Annotated in this window: 15 protein-coding genes; 6 read left to right on the top strand and 9 right to left on the bottom strand. The window is 71.4% G+C overall.

All coding sequences use genetic code 11. From position 1 onward, the window contains the following. Positions 1 to 169 precede the first annotated feature (169 nt). Together ACFY3L_RS26505 and ACFY3L_RS26500 are read right to left on the bottom strand one after the other, a co-directional pair. A complete protein-coding gene (locus ACFY3L_RS26505; RefSeq protein ID WP_389329299.1) occupies positions 170 to 1,387 on the bottom strand; it encodes an NADP-dependent isocitrate dehydrogenase in 1,218 nt (405 codons plus the stop codon). A gap of 64 nt (positions 1,388 to 1,451) precedes the next feature. Then, positions 1,452 to 1,865 (bottom strand): hypothetical protein, encoded by a 414-nt coding sequence (locus ACFY3L_RS26500; RefSeq protein WP_389329296.1) that lies wholly within the window; start codon positions 1,863 to 1,865, stop codon positions 1,452 to 1,454. Between the two features lie 89 nt (positions 1,866 to 1,954). On the opposite strand from ACFY3L_RS26500, the gene ACFY3L_RS26495 reads away from it, so the two are divergent. The 3 genes from ACFY3L_RS26495 (at position 1,955) to ACFY3L_RS26485 (ending at position 5,950) form a co-directional block, all read left to right on the top strand. Beyond that, positions 1,955 to 2,500 carry a CGNR zinc finger domain-containing protein gene (locus ACFY3L_RS26495; protein ID WP_389329293.1) on the top strand — a complete coding sequence of 182 codons (546 nt, stop codon included), beginning with the start codon at positions 1,955 to 1,957 and terminating at the stop codon, positions 2,498 to 2,500. A gap of 20 nt (positions 2,501 to 2,520) precedes the next feature. Further along, the gene (locus tag ACFY3L_RS26490) at positions 2,521 to 4,086 is read left to right on the top strand and encodes a PQQ-binding-like beta-propeller repeat protein (protein WP_389329290.1); all 1,566 of its coding nucleotides are present in this window, start codon (positions 2,521 to 2,523) and stop codon (positions 4,084 to 4,086) included. A gap of 1,051 nt (positions 4,087 to 5,137) precedes the next feature. After that, the gene (locus tag ACFY3L_RS26485; RefSeq protein WP_389329287.1) at positions 5,138 to 5,950 is read left to right on the top strand and encodes a tat pathway signal sequence; all 813 of its coding nucleotides are present in this window, start codon (positions 5,138 to 5,140) and stop codon (positions 5,948 to 5,950) included. Positions 5,951 to 5,989: 39 nt separating this feature from the next. Here ACFY3L_RS26485 and purH read toward each other — a convergent pair whose 3' ends face one another. Then, positions 5,990 to 7,522, bottom strand: a complete 1,533-nt coding sequence (purH, locus tag ACFY3L_RS26480) for a bifunctional phosphoribosylaminoimidazolecarboxamide formyltransferase/IMP cyclohydrolase (protein WP_389329284.1) — start codon at positions 7,520 to 7,522, stop codon at positions 5,990 to 5,992. Next, positions 7,515 to 8,126, bottom strand: a complete 612-nt coding sequence (gene purN, locus ACFY3L_RS26475; RefSeq protein ID WP_389329281.1) for a phosphoribosylglycinamide formyltransferase — start codon at positions 8,124 to 8,126, stop codon at positions 7,515 to 7,517. The genes purH and purN overlap by 8 nt, the downstream gene beginning before the upstream one ends. Before the next feature lie 209 nt (positions 8,127 to 8,335). Here purN and ACFY3L_RS26470 point away from each other — a divergent pair, with 209 nt between their 5' ends. Continuing rightward, the gene (locus ACFY3L_RS26470) at positions 8,336 to 8,917 is read left to right on the top strand and encodes a DUF4190 domain-containing protein (RefSeq protein ID WP_389329278.1); all 582 of its coding nucleotides are present in this window, start codon (positions 8,336 to 8,338) and stop codon (positions 8,915 to 8,917) included. A gap of 281 nt (positions 8,918 to 9,198) precedes the next feature. Here ACFY3L_RS26470 and ACFY3L_RS26465 read toward each other — a convergent pair whose 3' ends face one another. The 4 genes from ACFY3L_RS26465 to ACFY3L_RS26450 all read right to left on the bottom strand — a co-directional run bounded on the left by ACFY3L_RS26465 (position 9,199) and on the right by ACFY3L_RS26450 (position 13,384). Beyond that, positions 9,199 to 10,500 (bottom strand): DUF6350 family protein, encoded by a 1,302-nt coding sequence (locus ACFY3L_RS26465; RefSeq protein ID WP_389329275.1) that lies wholly within the window; start codon positions 10,498 to 10,500, stop codon positions 9,199 to 9,201. 63 nt (positions 10,501 to 10,563) lie between these two features. Beyond that, positions 10,564 to 11,451 carry a succinate--CoA ligase subunit alpha gene (gene sucD, locus ACFY3L_RS26460; protein WP_389329272.1) on the bottom strand — a complete coding sequence of 296 codons (888 nt, stop codon included), beginning with the start codon at positions 11,449 to 11,451 and terminating at the stop codon, positions 10,564 to 10,566. Between the two features lie 5 nt (positions 11,452 to 11,456). After that, a complete protein-coding gene (gene sucC, locus ACFY3L_RS26455; protein ID WP_389329269.1) occupies positions 11,457 to 12,632 on the bottom strand; it encodes an ADP-forming succinate--CoA ligase subunit beta in 1,176 nt (391 codons plus the stop codon). Positions 12,633 to 12,979: 347 nt separating this feature from the next. Then, positions 12,980 to 13,384, bottom strand: coding sequence for a cobalamin B12-binding domain-containing protein (locus tag ACFY3L_RS26450; RefSeq protein ID WP_389329266.1), 405 nt, complete (start codon positions 13,382 to 13,384; stop codon positions 12,980 to 12,982). Positions 13,385 to 13,644: 260 nt separating this feature from the next. On the opposite strand from ACFY3L_RS26450, the gene ACFY3L_RS26445 reads away from it, so the two are divergent. After that, complete coding sequence (locus ACFY3L_RS26445; RefSeq protein WP_389329263.1) at positions 13,645 to 14,331, top strand: M23 family metallopeptidase; 687 nt, start codon at positions 13,645 to 13,647, stop codon at positions 14,329 to 14,331. Positions 14,332 to 15,266: 935 nt separating this feature from the next. On the opposite strand, the gene pcrA is transcribed toward ACFY3L_RS26445, so the two are convergent. Then, positions 15,267 to 17,678, bottom strand: a complete 2,412-nt coding sequence (pcrA, locus tag ACFY3L_RS26440; protein ID WP_389329260.1) for a DNA helicase PcrA — start codon at positions 17,676 to 17,678, stop codon at positions 15,267 to 15,269. A 208-nt stretch (positions 17,679 to 17,886) separates the two neighbouring features. On the opposite strand from pcrA, the gene ACFY3L_RS26435 reads away from it, so the two are divergent. Continuing rightward, positions 17,887 to 18,243 (top strand): chorismate mutase, encoded by a 357-nt coding sequence (locus ACFY3L_RS26435; protein ID WP_389330099.1) that lies wholly within the window; start codon positions 17,887 to 17,889, stop codon positions 18,241 to 18,243. The last annotated feature ends 183 nt before the right edge of the window (positions 18,244 to 18,426 follow it).

Below are 18,426 nucleotides of genomic sequence, written 5' to 3'. Positions count from 1 at the left end.
CGCGGCTCACGCCGCCGGTCACCGCATTGCCGCGGTGGTGTTCCTCAATCCACGCCGCGGGCGGCCGGAACCGCCGGCGACGTGGATCCGTGACATGCTGCGGCCTGCCGGAGTGCCCTTGCGGTGCACCCCGGCCGGTCCGTCGTGGTCCTGCCGATCAGACAGCTGATCAGCCGGCGAGGCGCTTCGCGAGGTTCTGGTCGAGGGCGTTCATGAACTCGTCGGTGGTGAGCCACGGGGCGTCGCGGGCGATGAGCAGCGCGAGGTCCTTGGTCATCTGGCCGGCCTCGACGGTGTCGACGCAGACCTGCTCCAGGGTGTTCGCGAACGCGGTGACCTCGGGGGTGCCGTCGACCTTGCCACGGTGGGCGAGGCCGCGCGTCCAGGCGAAGATGGACGCGATCGGGTTGGTCGAGGTCTTCTCGCCCTTCTGCCACTGGCGGTAGTGCCGGGTCACGGTGCCGTGGGCAGCCTCGGCCTCGACGGTCTTGCCGTCGGGGGTCATGAGGACGCTGGTCATGAGGCCGAGCGACCCGAAGCCCTGCGCGACGGTGTCGGACTGGACGTCACCGTCGTAGTTCTTGCAGGCCCAGACGAAACCACCCTCCCACTTCAGGGCGGCGGCGACCATGTCGTCGATGAGGCGGTGCTCGTACGTGATGCCGGCCGCCGCGAACTCGTCCTTGAACTCGGTCTCGAAGACCTCGGCGAAGAGGTCCTTGAACCGGCCGTCGTAGGCCTTGAGGATCGTGTTCTTGGTCGAGAGATAGACCGGGTAACCGCGGTCGAGGCCGTAGCGCAGGGAGGCGCGGGCGAAGTCGCGGATGGAGTCGTCGAAGTTGTACATGCCCATGGCGACACCGCCGCCGGGGAACTTGGCGACCTCGAACTCGATCGGCGCGCCGCCGTCCTCGGGGGTGTAGGTCACGGTGACCTTGCCGGGGCCGGGCACGACGAAGTCGGTCGCCTTGTACTGGTCGCCGTGGGCGTGGCGGCCGATGATGATCGGCTTGGTCCAGCCCGGGACGAGCCGCGGGACGTTGGACATGATGATCGGCTCACGGAAGACGACGCCGCCGAGGATGTTGCGGATGGTGCCGTTCGGCGACCGCCACATCTTCTTGAGCTTGAACTCCTCGACCCGGGCCTCGTCGGGGGTGATCGTCGCGCACTTGACGCCGACGCCGTGCTCCTTGATGGCGTTGGCCGCGTCGATCGTGACCTGGTCGTCGGTCTGGTCGCGGTACTCGATCGAGAGGTCGTAGTACTTCAGGTCGACGTCGAGGTACGGCAGGATCAGCTGCTCGCGGATCTGCTTCCAGATGATGCGGGTCATCTCGTCGCCGTCGAGCTCGACGACAGGGTTGTTTACCTTGATCTTCGCCATCGGCCGGGCGCTCCTCTCGCGGGCTGACTTCGCTAAGCAGTACGAGCGTACTGCATCGAGCGGATCACGAGCCGAGGACCCCGACCCCCAGGCTGAGCACTCCTGCCGCGAGAGACAACGCGCCGATCCAGACCATCACCATGGCCTTGTTGGGCGTGGTGCGGCCCTTGCCCGCCGACGCCGCGAAGAACCCGCCCGACATGAGGATGGCGGCGGCCAGTACACCACCCCGTGAAAGCCAACCGAGGACTCCTTGGATCTGGGCGAGGTCGGCATAGAGGATGCCCACGAGCCCGAGGGTGACCAGGACGCCGGCATGGGCGTGCCCCGCGCGGGCGAAGGCCTGCTGGAACGGCGTCATCGGCACATCACCCCGGACGATCTTGGTCAGGAACCAGCCGCCGACCTCGATCGTCACGATCGACAGCAGGGCGATGCCGGCCAGGATGCGGCCGGCGTCGGTGAACTCGAACTGCATCGCGCCTCTCCCCGTCACTGCCAAGTTAAGCTATGCCAGTGACGTTAGCTGGAATGGGCATCACTGGTCAAGGCGAGATAGACAGTTACGTGCTGAAGCACGTCGAACTGTGCCTGGACCTGGTCAACGACCTGGTGGTGACGCCGCGACAGGGCCGCCAACTCGGCGTGGACCAGCGGATCGGCGACGCGTTCACCGATCTTGCCGAGAGCGAGCGGTGGCAGAAGTTTCCGCTGGCCGGCGCCGACGTCGACGTCCTGACCGAGGCCGCCGTCCGGCTGCGGGTCGCGGTGGACGCGTGCATCGCCGGCGACCTGCACAGCGCCGCCAGCGCGCTCAACGAGGTGCTCGCCGATCACGGCGCGGTGCCCAACCTGCACGGGGCCGCCGTCCTCGCGTTCCACGCCGTCGACGCCAACGTCGTCGATGCGTGGGCCGCGGAGTCGGCCACCAGCCTGGCGTTTCTCGTCGGCACCCGGCAGACGCACCGGCTGGGCACGTGCGAGGCCGAGGCGTGCGACGCGTACTTCCTCGACGTCACCAAGAACACGTCGCGACGGTTCTGCTCGCTCGCGTGCCAGAACCGGGCGAAGTCCGCCGCGTACCGGCAGAAGCGCCGCGTGAAATTGTCGTAGGTACCCGGCATCCTGTTCCCGTGAACCCCGTGATTCGCGGCGCAGGCCTCCTGGCGATCGCCCTCGGCACCGCCGCCGTCGTCGCCGGCCTCGCGCTGCCCTGGACGCTCGCCGGCAGCCGCCACCCCGACCTGGTGACGGTCGCCGGCATCGTGTTCCTCGGGCCGCTGCTCAGCGGGCTGTGCGTCGCCTATGCGCGGGCCGAGCCGCGCCGCTTCCGCCTCACCGCGGCCGTCGCGGCCGTCGCCGGGCTCGCCGCGACCCTGATCGCTGTGGGCCTCGCCAGGCTGGTCGAGCCGAGCGCGGGCGTCGGGCTCGGCGGCCCTGTCACCGTCGCGGGCGCGGCCGCGGTCACCCTCGGCTGGGTGTTGCTCGCGGCCTGCGGGCCTGGTGCGCTGCCGTCTGCCACCCGGCCGTGGCTCGCGATCGCCGCTGCGGGTGTCGTACTGGTGATCGTGGCCGGATTCGGGGTCGACTACGCCCGGGAGGGCCGCTTCGTCGACTCGACCACGGCCGGCGACCCGCCCCCGGCCGGCGGCGACCAGGCCTGGCCGCTGCCGTATGTCGGGGTGCAGCTCGTCGGCGTCCACGACCAGCTGGCGATCGTGCGGGCGGAGGACGGCGTGCGGGCCGTGTGGCTGTCCAGCGGCGCCATCGCGTGGCGCTACCTGCGCTCCGACCTGCCGACCCAGACCGCCGGCTTAGTGGACGGCACCGTCGTCGTGGTCTTCGGCACCGACGACGGCGTCCTCGTCACGGCCTTGGACGCCGGCAGCGGTCAGGTGCGCTTCTCCGGGCGGTACACCTCCGGAAAAATGGCATCCGTCCATGGTGCGGGCAAGACCGTCGTGCTCGCCGGCTCCGGCATCGGCGCGGGTGACCTGCTCGCCATCGACGCCACAGCGGGCACGCTCCTGTGGCGGTGGACCCCTGCGCGCAACGGCGGCCCCTGTGACGTCACCGATCTCGCCACCACTGCCGAGACGATCGCGGTCGCCCTCCGCTGCCGCGCCCAGGGCGTCGACGACGTCGCCGTCGGCCTCACCGCCACCACGGGCGCGGAGCGCTGGTCCTGGCACACGGTCCAGCGCAGCTCCACCGAGCTGCGCGTGCACGCCACCGGCGACGGCTTCGTCACCATCACCGGCACCTCCCCGCGCCGCGCCGTCTTCATGGACGCCGTCACCGGCACCGTCGGCACCCGCCACGACCCCGCCGGCGCTCTGGCCGTCGCCACGCCCTCCGGCTTGCTCCTGTACGCCGAGCCCAGCGGCGAACGCGCCCACCTCACCGCCGTCGACCCCCACACCGGCACCGTCAAGTGGGACGTCGGCCTGCCGGGCCTCGGCTCTCACCAGCCCCTGACCGCCACCACCACCGCCGACAAGGCGTACGTCATCTGGCGCGCCCCGGACGGCCGCCTCCGCCTGATCGGCGCCCGCACCACCGACGGCAGCGCCACCGAGGACAGCACCATCACCTGCCCCACCCGCTGCCCCGAGGTCTCCGTCGCCGCCACTTCCACCCACGCCGTCGTCACCACCAGGGAGGACAAGGCCACCGAGCTGTTCTTGAGCGTCACCTGACCCGCCAGACCCCGCGCGACGTGCAGCGACCTGCCTGATCGAGGTGAGGCTGCCCGCCCCGCTCGGCATGCGGCGGCCCGCCCTATCCGGCTGCCCGTTCGAGGTGCGGCGGCCTGTCCCGCTCGGCGTACAGCGGGCCGCCCCGCGCGACGTGTGGCGGGCCGACCCGGGTGGGCGAGCGGCTGCCCGCCCACCCGGCTGCCCGTTCGAGGTGCAGGTCGATCGGCATCATGTCCGGCACGTCGTTGCGGCCTGCCCAGCTCGGCGTACAGCGACCTGCCCCGGCGAGGTGTGTAGCGACCTGCCCTGGCGAGGCGCGTAGCGACCTGCCCCGCACGGCATGCGGCGGCGGCCCGCGCCCCCATCCAGCTGCCCATTCGAGGTGCAGCGACCCGGCCCGTGCGACGCGCAGCGGCCCGCCCCACCCGACGCGCAGCGACCCACCCCGCTCGGCGTACAGCGACCTGCCCCGGCGAGGTGTGTAGAGCGACCTGCCTGTCGAGGCGCGTAGCGACCTGCCCCGCACGGCATGCGGCGGCGGCCCGCGCCCCCATCCAGCTGCCCATTCGAGGTGCAGCGACCCGCCCCACCCGGCCGCCCAATCGAGGTACAGCGACCCGGCCCGTGCGACGCGCAGCGGCCCGCCCCACCCGACGCGCAGCGACCCACCCCGCGCGGCGTGCAGCGACCTGCCCGCTCGGCATGCGGCTCGCCGCCCCATCCGGCCGCCCGTTCGAGGTGCAGCGATCCGGCCCCGTGCGACGCGCAGCGGTCCGCTCCATTCGGCGGCCCGCCCCATCCGACTGCCCGTTCGAGGTGCAGCGCTCCACCTCAAGTCGGCGCGTAGCGATCCGCCGACTTGAGGTGGAGCGGTCCGTCGCGCTCGGCGCGACCTGACTGTGGGGTTGATGTGGCCGCTAGAGTTCCGGGGGTGTCCGTCCGGCGGTGGCTCGTCCTAGTCCTCACCATCTTCGCCCTCGCGGGGTGCGGAAGCGACAAAGCCCCACAGAACGCCAGCAACGAGCAAGCGAGCAGCAGTGAAAGCGCGAGCGTGAGCACGAGCGCGGCGGAGGCCGGCGTCGGGGCGCGGCAGGGCAGCGCCAGCCCCACGGTGAAGGCGAGCGCCGCCACGAGCAGGGAAGCCAGCGCCGCCGCGTTCGTGAAGCAGCAGGCCGGCACGTTCGGCGTCGTGATCCGCGATCGGCAGACCGGCACGGTGTGGAAGGCGGGCAACACGACCGCGACCACCTGGACCGCGTCGACGATCAAGCTGGCGATCGCCGCCGACCTGCTCGAACGGCACCGGCAGGGCGCGATCACCCTCGACGGCACCGACCGGGCGAACCTCGACAAGGCGCTGATCAGCTCCGACAACGACGCCGCGACCGCGTTGTGGAGTCGCTACGACGGGCCGGGGATGCTCGGTCGCTTCCAGCAGCGGTTCGGCATGCGCACGCTGAGTGTGGTCCCGGGGTACGACACGTTCTGGCGGAACCTGCGGTGCAGCGCCGACGACCTGCAGGCGCTCATGGGGTACGTGCTGGAGAAGCTCGACCCGGCGGACCGCACCTACCTGACCAGGACGCTGCGCAACGTCGCGAGCAACCAGCGCTGGGGCGTGTGGGCGGCCGGCAGCACCCTCAACCCCGGCAACAAGGACGGCTGGGCGCAGAAGCCGGTCAACGGCAAGACCGTCTGGGTGACGCACACCGTCGGGTTCGCGGGTGCCGGGGAGCGTTACGTCGTGGCCGCCATGTACGAGCAGGGCGCCGGCGGCACCCTCGGCAAGGGCGCCCATGCGGTGAGCGACGCGGTGGCGACGTACTTCGGCGCACCCGTACCGGCGAAGATCACGACACCGTAAGGGCCCGGCAACGAGCGCCGGGCCCCGAGCAAAGCGAACTCAGTGGAAGAAGTGCCGCGTCCCGGTCAGGTACATCGTGACGCCGGCGGCGCGGGCAGCCTCGATGACCTCCTCGTCGCGGATCGAACCGCCCGGCTGCACGATGGCGATGATGCCGGCCTCGATCAGCCCCTGCGGCCCGTCGGCGAACGGGAAGAACGCGTCGGACGCGGCGACGGAGCCGGCGGCCCGGTCACCGGCGCGGGAGACGGCGAGGCGCACGGAGTCGACCCGGTTGACCTGGCCCATGCCAACGCCGACGGTCGCGCCGCCGGAGGCGAGCAGGATCGCGTTGGACTTGACGGCCCGCACGGCCCGCCAGGCGAACTCGAGGTCCCGCTTGACCTCGGGCGCGGCCTCGGAGCCCGTGACCAGCGTCCAGTTGGCGGGGTCGTCGCCGGCCGCGTCGATGCGGTCGGCGGCCTGCACGAGGACGCCGCCGGAGATCTGGCGGGACTCGACGGGGGCGGGCGTCCAGGCGGGGGCGCGCAGGACCCGCAGGTTCTTCTTGGCGGTGAGGACCTCGACGGCGCCCTCCTCGTACGCCGGCGCCACCACGACCTCGGTGAAGATCTCGCTGATCTGCTTCGCCAGGTCGATGGTGACGGGCGCGTTGACGGCGATCACCCCGCCGAACGCGCTGACCGGGTCGCACGCGTGCGCCTTGCGGTGGGCCTCGGCGACGTCGGCGCCGATCGCGATGCCGCACGGGTTGGCGTGCTTGATGATCGCGACGCACGGCTCGGTGAAGTCGTGCGCGGCGCGCCAGGCGGCGTCGGCGTCGACGTAGTTGTTGTACGACATCTCCTTGCCGCCGAGCTGCTCGGCCTGCGCGAGCCCGGGCGCGGCGGCCGGGTCCACGTACAGCGCGGCGCTCTGGTGCGGGTTCTCGCCGTACCGCAGCGACGCCGACTTCCGCAGCGCCGTGCCCGAGAAGTCCAGGCTGTCCCGCGCGAACCACTCAGCCACGGCGACGTCGTACTCGGCGATGTGCGCGAAGGCGACACCGGCCAGAGAGCGCCGCTCCTCAAGCGTGAAGCCGCCCTCGGCCAGAGCTGACACGACAGCGCCATACGACGAGGGTGACGTCACCACGGCGACGGAGGGGAAGTTCTTCGCCGCCGCCCGCACCATCGCCGGCCCGCCGATGTCGATCTGCTCCACGCACTCGTCGTCCGACGCGCCCGACGCGACGGTGTCGGTGAACGGGTACAGGTTGGAGACGAGCAGCTCGAACGGCTCGATCGACAGCTCGGCGAGCTGCGCGGCGTGCGACTCGAGCCGCAGGTCGGCGAGCAGCCCGGCGTGCACCCGCGGGTGGAGGGTCTTGACCCTGCCGTCGAGCGTCTCCGGGAACCCGGTGAGCTGCTCGACCTTGGTGACCGGCAGGCCGGCCGCCTCGATGCGGGCCGCTGTCGAGCCGGTGGAGACGAGCTCGACGCCAGCGCCGGCGAGGGCGCGCGCGAGGTCCTCCAGCCCGGTCTTGTCGTAGACGCTGATGAGCGCGCGCCTGATGGGACGGCGGTTAGCCACGACCCAACCTGACCTTTCGTTCGTTGACGGTCCAGCCTTCGCGGGCCATCCGGCCGACGGTGTCGACCAGCTGGCGGCGCTCGGCCACCTTGATCCGCTCGAGGAGGGTCTCCTCGGTGTCGTCGTCGAGGACGGGCACCGCGACCTGCGCGATGATCGCCCCGGTGTCGACGCCGCTGTCGACGAAGTGCAGCGTGGCGCCGGCGAGCTTCACCCCGTAAGCGAGGGCGTCGCGCGGCCCGTGCATGCCCGGAAACGCCGGGAGCAGCGCATTGTGCGTATTCACGTACCTGCCCTCGAACGCGGCGAGGAACCGCGGCCCGACCAGCTTCATGAAGCCGGCCGAGACGATCAGGTCAGGGGCGAACTCGGCGCACGAGGCCGTCAGGAACGCATCCCACTCGTCACGGGTGGGAAACGACGGCACGGCCGCCACGAAGGTCGGCACGTTGTGCTTGGCTGCCCTGGCCAGCCCCTCGATGTCAGGCCGGTCCGCCCCGACGGCCACGACCGTGGCACCGTAGGAAGGGTCCGCGGAAGCATCGAGCAGCGCCTGCAGATTGGAGCCGGAGCCGGACACGAGCACGACAAGCCGAACGGTCACCGTGAAACTCTACCGACCGGGTCGGCCCTGCTCAGCGTCGGGCCGGGTGACATATGGCGATGAAAGCCGCAAGTTGCTGATGTTCCACCGTTCTGGCACTGCGAAGTTTTGATCCTGGCCAGTACGCTGCCGAAGTTCCGTATCCCCCTCGGGACTAACCTGATGCGAACACGAAGCAACAGACGTCCCCAGCCTTAGGAGCCACCGCAATGGGCTACCCACCACAGGGCCAGGATCCGTACGGGCAGCAGCAGCCGTACCAGGACCCCTACGGTCAGCAGCCGCAGTACGGCCAGCCGCAATACGGGCAGCCGCAGCCGGACCCCTACGCCCAGCCGCAGCAGCCCGCGTACCAGGACCCGTACGCGCAGCCGCAGCAGCCGGCCTACCAGGACCCGTACGCGCAGCAGCCGCCGGTCTCCGGCACCCCGTACCCGACGTCGGGCGGTGGCTACCCCACCTCCGGCGGCGCGTACCCGCCGGCCGGCTACGGCACCCCCGGCTACCAGCAGCCCGGCTACGGCGGCCAGCAGCCGCAGAACACGCTCGGCCTGCTCGCCCTGATCTTCGGCATCCTGTCGGTCGTCCTGTTCTGCTGCATCGGCGTCCTCGCCGGACCCGCCGCGATCGTGTGCGGCTACCTCGGTCAGCAGAAGGTCAAGCAGGGCCTGGCGAACAACGGCGGCATGGCGCTCGCTGGCATGATCACCGGCGCCGTCGGCACGGTGCTCAGCATCGGCTACATCATCCTGACGCTCGTGAGCTCGAACGGCTTCTGGTACACGTACTGATCCGCCCCGAGCACGACGCAATCGCCCGGCCTGCTGTCCGCAGCAGCCGGGCCGTTTGCGTTTTTCATCCTGTACCGGTAGCGCGACGCCGGACCCACGGGGCATTCGCCCAATTGGCGGCCGGGACCTGTAGGCCGGTGCTACCGATCCGCGTGCCGTCCGCCCCGCGGACCCGGCACCCGGTGCACCTCGCGCGCCGCGCGCTCCGCGTGCCGTGGGCGGGTTCGCGGGCCGCTGGTGGGGGCGGCAGCAGCTCGTACCGGCGACGCGAAGGCGAAACGTCAGGGGCTGCCCTGCCGGACCCGCAGCGCGATCTTCGTGGCGGCCGTCGCCAGGACTGTGCCGATCGTCACCATGAGCATCGCGACGAACGCCACCTCCCCCGCCCGTGGCCCGACCAGCTCCAGCCCGCCGCCGCCGACCGACCCGCTCGCCGCGACGGACGTCAGCCCGAGCAGCACCCCCGCGACCGGTCCGGCGAGCGCCGCCGCGCCGAGCAGCGGCAGCCAGCCCCGCCCGGCGTCGCTGCGCAGCGACCGGCGGGCCAGCAGCCAGCCCGCCACCAGCGCCGCGGCGAGGGGCAGGCCGAGCAGCAGCGGCGCCCAGCCGGTCGCGGGCGTGGACGGCAGTCCGGCGAGCAGCGGCACCGCGGGCAGCCGGCCCATCGACACCTCGGCGGCGCTGATCGTCGTCTCCGCGCCGATGCTGAACCCGGGCCCGACGAGATAGCTGGCGCTCCACGCCGCGACGTCCGGGATGTAGAAGCCGCACAGGACGACGAGCCCGACCTGCCCCGCCACGCCGGTGTGGTAGTCGTCGATGATCTGGCCGGCGTCGCTCGCACTGACCGCGATCGCCATGCCCGCGACCGCCGCGCCCGCACCGAGGATGAGCAGCGCGGCGACGGCGCCGGTGCGGGTCGCGTCGCGCAGCACGCCCGGCAGCCGGCCGGCGAGCCGGGCGATCGCGCGGGCCTCGACGAACGCCCCGAGCCCGCCCGCCACCAGCCCGAACCCGGCGAACGTGAAGCCGGCGCCGGCGATGGAGACCTCCACGCCCTTGTGGCCCGCGACGATCGCGACGAGGGCGCCGAGCAGCCCGTACACGACGGCGATGCACCCGGCGGCGCGCGAGGCGGGCCAGGGCGTCCACCCCCCGCCGGACTGGCGGGCCCGGGCACCGACGGCGCGGGCGGTGTGCACGCCGGCACGGTAGACGCGCCAGGCGGCGACGGCGGTCAGTCCGAGCGGCGCCAGGGAGAGCGGGCCGATCCCGGTGTCCAGCGCGACCCAGTGGGCGAGCAGCCAGCCGGCCGCGCCGACGCGCAGGATCTGCATCAGGGGCGCGCCGGAGCTGTCGACGGCGTGCAGGAGCCACACCACGACGAGGGTCGGCACGAGCGTCACCACCGCCGCCCACAGCGTGGTGACGGTGGCGGCGAGGATCAGTGGGGCACGCCGGGCAGGACGCCGCCCCGGGGGCCGGCCCCGGGTGGAGCGCCGCTGGATCGGCAGGCGGACGGTCTCCCGCTCGGCCAGCCGGGTCTGCGCCCCCTCGTCTGGTTCCTCTGGGGTGGTGGGCATCGCTCTTACTCTGTCAAAGACGGGACGGCCGGTCACTCACCCCGGCCGTCCCGAAATTGCTTTTTACAGCGCCTTGACGAGGTCCCGCATCAGGTTGGCGGTCTCGGTGGGGGTCTTGCCGACGCGGACGCCGGCGGCCTCCAGGGCGAGCTTCTTGGCGTCGGCGGTGCCCGCCGAGCCCGAGATGATCGCGCCGGCGTGGCCCATGGTCTTGCCGGGCGGCGCGGTGAAGCCCGCGATGTAGCCGACGACCGGCTTGCGCACGTTGGCCTTGATGAAGTCGGCCGCGCGCTCCTCGGCGTCGCCGCCGATCTCGCCGATCATGACGATCGCCGCGGTCTCCGGGTCGGCCTCGAACGCGGCGAGCGCGTCGATGTGCGTGGTGCCGATGACCGGGTCGCCGCCGATGCCGATGCACGTCGAGAAGCCGATGTCGCGCAGCTCGTACATCATCTGGTAGGTCAGCGTGCCCGACTTGCTCACCAGGCCGATCTTGCCGGGGCCGGTGATGTCGGCGGGGATGATGCCCGCGTTGGACTTGCCGGGGCTGGCGATGCCGGGGCAGTTCGGCCCGATGACGCGGGTCTTGCTGCCGCTGGACTGCAGGTGCGCCCAGAAGTTCGCGGTGTCGTGCACCGGCACGCCCTCGGTGATCACCACGGCGAGCGGGATCTGCGCGTCGATCGCCTCGAGCGCCGCGGACCTGGTGCCCGCCGGCGGGACGAAGATGACGCTGGTGTCGGCGCCCGTCTGCTCGATCGCCTCGGCGACGCTGGCGAAGACCGGCAGCTTCGTGCCGTCGAAGTCGACCTGCGTGCCGGCCTTGCGCGGGTTGACGCCGCCGACCACGTTCGTGCCCGCGGCGAGCATCCGCCGGGTGTGCTTGGAGCCCTCGGCACCGGTCATGCCCTGGACGATGACCTTGCTGGACTCGGTCAGCCATACCGCCATGGTCGTTACACCCCACTCGCTGCGAGCTCGGCGGCGCGGCGGGCCGCCCCGTCCATCGTGTCGACCCGCTCGATCAGCGGGTTGGCGGCGTCGTCGAGGATCCGGCGACCCTCTTCGGCGTTGTTGCCGTCGAGGCGGACCACGAGCGGCTTCGAGACCGTCTCGCCGCGGTCCTTGAGCAGCTGCAGGGCCTGCACGATGCCGTTGGCGACCGCGTCGCAGGCGGTGATGCCGCCGAAGACGTTGACGAACACGCTCTTCACGTCCTGGTCGCCGAGCACGATCTCGAGACCGTCGGCCATGACCTGGGCGCTGGCGCCGCCGCCGATGTCGAGGAAGTTGGCGGGCTTGCTGCCGAGGCCCTCGCCGGCGTACGCGACGACGTCGAGCGTCGACATGACCAGGCCCGCGCCGTTGCCGATGATGCCGACGTTGCCGTCGAGCTTCACGTAGTTGAGGTTCTTGGCCTTCGCGGCCTGCTCGAGCGGGTCGGCGGCGGCCTTGTCCTCGAGCGCCTCGTGGTCCGCGTGGCGGAAGCCCGCGTTCTCGTCGAGGGTCACCTTCGCGTCGAGGCACAGCACCGTGCCGTCGGTGGTCTTCGCGAGCGGGTTGACCTCGACCAGCGTGGCGTCCTCGGCGATGAACGCCTGCCACAGCTTGACCGCGATCGCCACGACCTGGTCGGCGACGTCGGCGGGGAACTTCGCCTGCTCGACGATCGCGCGGGCCGTGGCCTCGTCGACGCCCTTGGACGCGTCGATGGCCACCTTGGCGACCTTCTCCGGCGCGTCGTGCGCGACGGTCTCGATCTCCATGCCGCCGGCGACGCTGGCGATGCACAGGAACGTGCGGTTCGCGCGGTCCAGCAGGTACGAGAAGTAGTACTCCTCGGCGATGTCGGCAGTGGTCGTGACCATCACCTTGTGGACCGTGTGGCCCTTGATGTCCATGCCGAGGATGTTGGTGGCGTGACTGGTCGCCTCGTCGGCGCCCTCGGCGAGCTTCACGCCGCCGGCCTTGCCCCGACCGCCGACCTTCACCTGGGCTTTGATGACAACCCGGCCGCCGAGTTCCTCGGCGATCGCACGGGCCTCTTCAGGGGTCTCGGCGACGCCGCCGCCCAGCACAGGCAACCCGTGCTTGGCGAAGAGGGCGCGCCCCTGGTACTCGTACAGGTCCACAGTGGTCCCGTTCCGTCAACCGTGCCGCCTGCCCCATCGCGAGGACGGCTCAACGCTCGCAGCCTAACCAGGTCTGAACAGGCTGCGACTTGGCGGGTGCGGGGTGTGCCCGATTCCACAGCCGCTACCTCTTTAGAGGGACACCCCCGGGCGCGCGTAACCGGGCCGGACGGCCGTCGTTGAGTGCAGTGTCGGCCCGCCCGCAGGGGTAGGGCCGGCACCAAAACGGCCGATGCCCTGTCGGTCGAGGGGTGGCGGCGGGGCATCGTGCGATAGAGAGGCCGGACGTGTGAGGGGTGCGTCCGGCCTCTCCCTTTTCCGTACAATTTCTGATTGAATGCCGTCAATCAGGCATGCGCTGGCACGATGTGCTCGCGGGCCCATTCCACGATCGACTGCGTGGTCGCCCCCGGCGTGAAGATCTTCCTGACGCCGAGCCGCTCGAGCTCCGGCAGGTCGTCGTCGGGAATGATGCCGCCGCCGAACACGAGGATGTCGTCGGCGCCGCGCTCGGCGAGCAGCTCGATGACCTTCCGGAACAGGGTCATGTGCGCACCCGACAGGACCGACAGGCCGACCGCGTCGGCGTCCTCCTGGATGGCGGTCTCCACGATCTGCTCCGGCGTCTGGTGCAGGCCCGTGTAGATGACCTCCATCCCGGCGTCCCGGAGTGCCCGGGCGACGATCTTGACGCCTCGGTCGTGCCCGTCCAGGCCGGGCTTGGCGATGACGACGCGGGTCCGCGCGCTCATCCTCACGGTCCTTCCCGTTGGAGGCACCGCTCCGTTGCGGCGCACGCCTGGCCCGAAGGTACCGCATGGAGCGCCCGCAACGACCTTGCGGACCCCGGGTTACGCACAACCAACCACCCGGGCACTCATTGACCCACAGGGCCTGTCGTGGCTTGTGGCACGCATTCCGCATTGGCTACGGTGGCCTGCGGTTCAGCATTGCACTCGAATGACGTCTCCGTCATTTCCGTCTTTTTCCAGAATTGCTGGGGTGTGCGCATATGGATGATGCCCAGGCTCACCATGCGTACCGCGGTCACCATCGCGCCCAGTCGGCGCACACCCGCTACGCGGCCGTGCTGACCACCGCCGTCGTGGGCGCCGGCATCGTCGCCCTCGGCGTGTCCGCCGCCCTTCCCGAGCCGCCCAACGGACTCGCCCTGGAGGCGAGCGGCAACTTCGACGACGTCAGCGTGCGGGCGGCCGTTCCCGACGACCGCGCCAGCCGCTCCCGCTCCGGCAACCCCCTGTCGACCGTGAACATGCCGGCCCCCGACGTGTGGATCCTTCCCATCCAGCGCTACACGCTGACCTCGTTCTACGGCGAGCGCTGGGGCCGCCTCCACCCCGGCGTCGACCTGGGCGCCCCGCAAGGCACCCCCTTCAACGCCGTCGCCGCCGGCAAGGTCATCCTCTGCCGCTGGAACGGCGGCTACGGCTACAACGTCATGATCGACCACGGCGACGGCATCGTCACCGTGTACGGCCACGCCTCCAAGCTCCTGTGCAAGGAGGGCCAGCTCGTGAGGGCCGGCGACAGGATCGCCCTCACCGGCAACACCGGCCACTCGTTCGGCGCCCACCTGCACTTCGAGGTCCGCGACCACGACAAGCCGGTCGAGCCCCTCGCCTTCATGCGCAAACACGGCGTCGACATCCAGAAGCACACCGAAGACATCTACGGCTGAGGCTGCTGCAATCCCCCACCGCCGCCGCGGCAGGTCCCGGCGGGAATCCTCACCCGCTGCACTCCCGCCCCACCGCTGCCGCGGCGGGTCCCAGCAGGGATTCTCACCCCCGCTGTGCTCCCGCCCCACCGCTGCCGCGGCGGGTCCCGGCGGGGCGCACCCCAATGCGCCGCTTCGCGGTGCACTGCCCGCGCCGAGGCGCGAGGCAGAGCCAGCGGCTCGCGCCGCATCCGGTGACCGACCCCCACAGACAACCCGCCCGCAACGCCGATCACGACGTCGTTGATCCACAGACAGGATCGGCTGCCCAGACGACCAGCATCGTCCTTCGATCACGACGACACGGTAAAGATCAGCACCCGGAACGGAAACCCACTGCCACCCGACTCCGCCGGCAACTCCCGCCCATCAGGCAACCGATGACCGACCCCCACAGACAACCAGCCGCAACATCGATCACCACGTCGTTGATCCACGGACAAGATTGGCCGCCCAGACGACCAGCATCGTCCTTCGATCACGGCGACGGGGTAAAGATCAGCGCTGGAACGGAAACCCACTGCCACCCGGCGCCGCTGGCAGCAACATCGATCACCACGTCGTTGATCCACGGACGGGATTGGCTGTCCAGACGGCCAGCATCGTCCTTCGATCACGGCGGCGGGGTAAAGATCAGCGCCCGGAACGGAGATCCAGTGCGACCCGGCGCCGATGGCGGCTTCCGCCGGTCAGGCAAACCCGGATCAGCATGAGCCGCGTTCCCCGAGCAACCACCGAACCGCACGACCCCGGACGGCCCGCGAGCAGCGGCGGCAACCGCGGGCCGGACGGACCGTCACGCAGTTCGCCGACGGCCGGGCCGCCGGGGAGCACGCCACCCGAAGGGACGGTCCGCCGGCGGGCGGGCCGCGCGCCCAGCGGGCGGGGTGGGGAGGTCAGAGTTTGTCGATGGGGGCGTGGCGCAGGACGATCCACATGACCTGGTCGCCGAAGTCGACCTGGGCCTGGGTGCGGGGGCCGGTGCCTTCGACGGCGAGGACGCGGCCCAGGCCATAGCGCTGGTGGTTGACGCGGTCGCCGACGGTGAGCGACGGGATGTCGCGGGCGAGCTCGCTGGCGGTGGAGAGCTTGGAGGCGTCCAGGCCGAGCTTCGCGGCGAGCTGGGCGGCCTTCGGAGTGCCGCCGACGAAGGAGGACGTGCGGGACTGGGCGGGGCCGGTGTTGCGGCCGCCGTGGCCGCCGCCGCCGGACCAGCTGGTGTACGCGGCGTCGGTGCGCTCCCAGCGGACCAGCTCGGGCGGGAGCTCCTCCAGGAAGCGGGACGGCGGGTTGTAGGCGGGCTGACCCCAGGCGGAGCGGGTGACGGCGCGGGAGATGTAGAGGCGCTGGCGGGCCCGGGTGATGCCGACATACGCCAGGCGGCGCTCCTCCTCCAGCTCCTTGCGGTCGCTCATGGAGCGCTGGTGCGGGAAGACACTGTCCTCGAGGCCGGTGAGGAAGACCACGGGGAACTCGAGGCCCTTGGCGGTGTGCAGGGTCATGAGGGTGACGACGCCGGTGTGGTCGGGGTCGTCGTCGGGGATCTGGTCGGCGTCGGCGACGAGGGAGACCTGCTCCAGGAAGCCGGCGACGGTGGCGGGCGGGGCGGCGGTGGCGTCGCCCTGCTCGGCGGCGACGGCGATGGTGGCCTCGGCGCGCTCGGTGTATTCGCGGGCGACGCTGACGAGCTCCTGCAGGTTCTCAACGCGGCCGGCCTCCTGCGGGTCGGTGCTCTCCTCCAGCTCGCCGAGGTAGCCGGAGCGCTCGATGGCGGCCTCGAGGACCTCTTCGGGCAGCGCGGTCTCGGCGAGGGTGCGCAGCTCGTCCAGCAACGCGACGAAGTCGCCGATGGCGTTGACGGCGCGGGTGGAGATGCCGGGGGCCTCCGCGGCGCGGCGCAGGGCGGCGCCGAAGGAGATGCGCTCGCGGGACGCGAGGGCCTCGACGCAGGCCTCGGCCCGGTCGCCGATGCCGCGGCGGGGGGTGTTGAGGACGCGGCGGATGCTGACGGTGTCGTCCTCGTTGACCACGGCGCGCAGGTACGCGAGGGCGTCGCGGACCTCCTTGCGCTCGTAGAACCGGACGCCGCCGACGACCTTGTACGGCAGGCCGAAGCGGATGAACATCTCCTCGAACACGCGGGACTGCGCGTTGGTGCGGTAGAAGACGGCGACGTCGGCGGGGCGGACGCCGGCGTTGTCGGAGAGCCGGTCGATCTCGCGGGCGACCCAGTCGGCCTCGGCGTGCTCGGTGTCGGCGACATAGCCGACGATCTGCTCGCCGGCGCCCTGGTCGCTCCACAGGCGCTTGGGCTTGCGCTCCGTGTTGCGCCCGATGACCGCGTTGGCGGCGGACAGGATCGTCTGGGTGGAGCGGTAGTTCTGCTCCAGGAGGATGGTGCGGGCGTCGGGGTAGTCGCGCTCGAACTCGAGGATGTTGCGGATCGTGGCGCCGCGGAACGCGTAGATCGACTGGTCGGCGTCGCCGACGACGCACAGCTCGCCGGTGCTGCCGACGAGCTCCTTCACCAGCATGTACTGCGCGTGGTTGGTGTCCTGGTACTCGTCGACGAGCACGTGGCGGAAGCGGCGGCGATAGGTCTCGGCGACCTCGGGGTGGCTCTGCAGCAGGTGCACCACCCGCATGATCAGGTCATCGAAGTCGAGGGCGTGGGCCTCGGTGAGCCGCTGCTGATAGAGCGTGTACGCCTCGGCGAGGGCGCGCTCGGCCGGCCCGACCGCCCTGGCCGCGAACGTCTCTGGGTCGACCAGCTCGTTCTTGAGGTTGGAGACCTGGGCGGCGAGGCCGCGGGCCGGATAGCGCTTCGGGTCGAGGTCGAGCTCGCGGATGACGAGCTGCATGAGCCGGCGCGAGTCGTCGGCGTCGTAGATCGAGAACGTCGACTTGAGGCCGGCGTGACCGTGCTCGGCGCGCAGGATGCGCACGCAGGCGGAGTGGAACGTGGACACCCACATCAGCCGGGCGCGCCCGCCGACGAGGTTGGCGACGCGCTCCTTCATCTCGCCGGCGGCCTTGTTGGTGAACGTGATCGCGATGATCTCGCCGGGGTGCACGTGCCGCGCCGCGAGCAGATAGGCGATCCTGCTGGTCAGCACCTTGGTCTTGCCGGAGCCGGCGCCGGCCACGATGAGCAGCGGGGAGCCCTCGTGGATCACGGCGTCGCGCTGCGGGCCGTTGAGCCCCTCGAGCAGCGACTCCGCGTCACGGCGGCGGGACGGCTGGGCCGGGGCGGCGGGAGCGGTCACGCCGGCCGGCTCTGACTGAGGAAGATCGAAGAGAGCATGCATCGCACCGGCGAGTCTATGCCGACCCACCGACACTTCCACCCGGCTCACCCGGCCCGCACGTGGCGTGTGACAGAAAAGCGGCGGAGCCCTTCACGTCGCGGAGAAGGCCGTGCCATACTCGGTGACGTGATCGAGCAGGCGCGTGTGTACTTTTTTTACGGCTCCGGGAGTCCGGCAGCCGTAGGTCGCGCCTGAACGCTGAAACCTACTGACGCCCCGGGCTCCCGAGCCCGGGGCGTTCGCGTTCCCGGGGCGGGGCACCAGAGCCAGAGCTGACAAGGACGAGAGAATGGCCGCCATCACCATGGAACAGCAGCCCGCCGCCGACGAGCACATCGCCGGCCTGCGCAACCGGATCGACGAGATCGACGCGGCGCTGGTCGCGCTCTGGAAGGAGCGGGCCGCGATCTCCCGCGAGGTCGGCGCGACCCGCGTCGCCGCCGGTGGCACGCGGCTGGTGCTGTCCCGCGAGCGGGAGATCCTGGAGCGCTTCTCCGCGGAGCTCGGCGCCGACGGCACCCAGCTGGCCCTGCTCATCCTCCGCGCCGGCCGCGGCCCGCTGTAGCCCTCGCCCGGACCGCCGAGGCGCGCGTTCCGGCGTTTGCGGCGTCTGTACCGCCGGAGCCCGCCGGACCTGCGGCGATGCGTGGGGTGGCAGAGGCAGTGCGGCCTCGAAGGCCCCGCTACGGGCAGACCCGCCCGCGGTGCCGACCGCGGACCTGGCGGGACGCTCGCCGGTACAGGCGAT

The sequence above is a fragment of the Dactylosporangium sp. NPDC000521 genome, from assembly GCF_042898305.1.
Classification (GTDB): domain Bacteria; phylum Actinomycetota; class Actinomycetes; order Mycobacteriales; family Micromonosporaceae; genus Dactylosporangium.
Note: the sequence above shows the minus strand (reverse complement) of the source record. Positions and strands in the feature narration are given on the sequence as shown.